Raw genomic sequence first — 2,453 nt, forward strand, 5'->3', positions numbered from 1 at the left:
GCCTCGCGCAGCTCAGGGCCTGGCTCGCCGCCTCCCCGGGGACCGGCGTGCTCATCGCGCCGAACTTCTCCATCGGCGCCGTCCTCACCATGAAGTTCGCGCAGATCGCGGCCCCGTACTTCGAGTCGGTCGAGGTCGTCGAGCTGCACCATCCGAACAAGGTGGACGCCCCCTCGGGCACCGCCACCCGCACCGCTCAGCTGATCGCCGAGGCCCGGTCGAAGGCAGGCTGCGCCCCGCAGCCCGACGCCACGACCACCGCCCTCGACGGTGCGCGCGGCGCCGACGTGGACGGCGTGCCGGTCCACGCGGTACGCCTCCGGGGCCTGCTGGCCCACCAGGAGGTGCTGCTCGGCGGCGAGGGCGAGACCCTCACGGTCCGCCACGACTCGCTGCACCACTCCAGCTTCATGCCGGGCATCCTCCTGGGCGCCCGCCGCGTGACGACCGCCCCGGGCCTCACCTTCGGCCTGGAGCACTTCCTGGACCTGGGCTGAGCGTCATGGGCGGAAAGATCACGTACGTCTTCCTCTCCACCGTGCTGGTGCTCGTCTTCGGCGTGGTGGCGATGGAGGGCGTCCTGCTCCTGTTGACCGGCGAGCCGGCGGCCATGGGCATGGGTGCGGTGGCGTTCCTGCTGCCCTGCGTCGGCGCCTGGTTCCTCTGGAAGAACACCCGCTTCGCGCGCCGGGCGAACCGCCTGGCCGCGGAGCTGGAGGCGGAGGGCGGCCTGCCCGCCGACGAGCTGAGGCGTACGGCGGGCGGCCGGATCGACCGGGACTCGGCCGACGAGGTCTTCGCCCGGCGCAAGGCCGAGACGGAGGAGTCCCCGGACGACTGGCGCTGCTGGTTCCGGCTGGCGGTCGCCTATCACGACGCCCGCGACACCCCGCGGGCCCGCAAGGCCATGCAGCGGGCCATCGCCCTGCACGAGGGCCGTTCGGTCAGCGCGTAGCGGCCGGGACGGGTCCGTACTCGGCGCTCCACGCCTCGACGGTGTCGGCCGCCCGGTCGAAGGCCTCGACGCGGGAGAGGAAGTCGGCGTTGTGGTCGGTGAGCAGCAGCAGCTGCTCACCGGCCTGCCGGCCGAGCACCAGCGCCTGTCCCTGCACGGTCCGCGGGAGCCCCAGCCAGCGCACCGGCTGCTGCACGGTCCGCAGCGAGGTCACGCCGGCCCAGGGCGTGGTCGAGGTCCTGAGGAAACCGACCTTCCGCACCCCCGCCCGGCTCACCCAGATGCCCACGCGCAGCATGCGCAGGGCCGCCACGATGATCAGCGCGGCGACGGAGAAGGTCGCGACCGCGCCGCCGACGGCTCCGGCCGCGGCGATGATCACCGACGCGAGCAGCACGAAGGACGCCAGCAGCAGGGCGAGCGCGGCCGCGCCGACCCGGTACGGCCCCGGCCGGTACGGACGGCGCCACTGGTCGTGGTCGTCGAACGGCAGCGCGATGTCGTCGGTCGTGTCAAAAGCACGGTCGGCCGTCAGGAAGGGCAGGGGCACGACAGGTCCTCACTCACAAGCACGCTCGAAGGGGCAGTGCCCGGTGAGGCTACCTCAGCGGTTGACGGACGCCTCGGACTGCTGCCGGACGGCCGCGTCCCCCGCCTGGAGGGAGGGCATCCCGAAGACCAGCGAGCCGACGAGCCCGGCCACGACGGTGAGGCCGATCAGCGTACGGCCGACGATCTGTGCGGTGCCGGGCCGTTCCCTCGGCGGCGGAGTGACGTTACTGCGGAAGTGGTCGGCCTCCGCGACGAACGCGAACGGTACGGCCTCTTTCCGCCTGAACATCGGGTCACTCTCCTCGGTCGTCGTCGTGCGTGTCACAGGTACAGACGATCGAATCCCGCATTCGGTGCCGTATTTCACCGAAGCGGCCGAATCTCCTCCTCGAGGATGACGTCGCTACAGTGGGCGGGCTACAGACGACATGGAAGGACCGCTGGTGACCGACACCCCCACCGAGCCCGTGAAGATCGACTTCCGGAGCGACGTCACCGTCGAACTGGTCAAGAGCGCGGCCGCCGACTCCGACGTCCTCTGGGCGGCCCGGGTCTCCACGGCGGGCGAGCAGTCCCTCGACGAGCTCCAGAAGGACCCCGAGCGCTCGAAGGGCCTGATCAACTACCTCATGCGGGACCGCCACGGCAGCCCGTTCGAGCACAACTCGATGACCTTCTTCATCAGCGCGCCGATCTTCGTCTTCCGCGAGTTCATGCGTCACCGGGTCGGCTGGTCGTACAACGAGGAGTCCGGCCGCTACAGGGAGCTCCAGCCCGTCTTCTACGTCCCCGACACCTCCCGCAAGCTGGTCCAGGAGGGCCGCCCGGGCAAGTACGTCTTCGTCGAGGGCACCCAGGAGCAGCACGAGCTGACGGGGCGCGCGATGGAGGACTCCTACCGCCGGGCGTACGAGACGTACCAGGAGATGCTGGCCGCCGGCGTCGC

5 protein-coding genes are annotated in these 2,453 nt (G+C 71.2%); 3 read left to right on the forward strand and 2 right to left on the reverse strand.

Annotated elements, in window-relative coordinates:
- Both dapB and RIF68_RS34195 read left to right on the forward strand, forming a co-directional pair.
- Positions 1-497: 4-hydroxy-tetrahydrodipicolinate reductase (gene dapB / locus RIF68_RS34190; protein WP_309055357.1), on the forward strand; the 497-nt coding region annotated here is incomplete at its 5' end.
- A gap of 5 nt (positions 498-502) precedes the next feature.
- The gene (locus RIF68_RS34195; RefSeq protein WP_309055358.1) at positions 503-955 is read left to right on the forward strand and encodes a hypothetical protein; all 453 of its coding nucleotides are present in this window, start codon (positions 503-505) and stop codon (positions 953-955) included.
- On the opposite strand, the gene RIF68_RS34200 is transcribed toward RIF68_RS34195, so the two are convergent.
- Positions 945-1,505, reverse strand: a complete 561-nt coding sequence (locus tag RIF68_RS34200) for a hypothetical protein (RefSeq protein ID WP_309055359.1) — start codon at positions 1,503-1,505, stop codon at positions 945-947. The genes RIF68_RS34195 and RIF68_RS34200 overlap by 11 nt on opposite strands.
- Before the next feature lie 54 nt (positions 1,506-1,559).
- Entirely contained in the window at positions 1,560-1,796 is a 237-nt protein-coding gene (locus RIF68_RS34205) for a hypothetical protein (protein ID WP_309055360.1), read from the reverse strand.
- Between the two features lie 154 nt (positions 1,797-1,950).
- Here RIF68_RS34205 and thyX point away from each other — a divergent pair.
- On the forward strand, positions 1,951-2,453 hold a 503-nt coding region (gene thyX, locus RIF68_RS34210), incomplete at its 3' end, for an FAD-dependent thymidylate synthase (protein WP_309055361.1).

It is taken from the genome of Streptomyces sp. (genome assembly GCF_031178505.1).
Lineage (GTDB): Bacteria > Actinomycetota > Actinomycetes > Streptomycetales > Streptomycetaceae > Streptomyces > Streptomyces gulbargensis.

Coding starts and splice junctions, on each gene's coding strand:
- RIF68_RS34205 (WP_309055360.1), bottom strand. CDS start 1,796: ATGTTCAGGCGGAAAGAGGCCGTACCGTTCGCGTTCGTCGCGGAGGCC.
- RIF68_RS34195 (WP_309055358.1), top strand. CDS start 503: ATGGGCGGAAAGATCACGTACGTCTTCCTCTCCACCGTGCTGGTGCTC.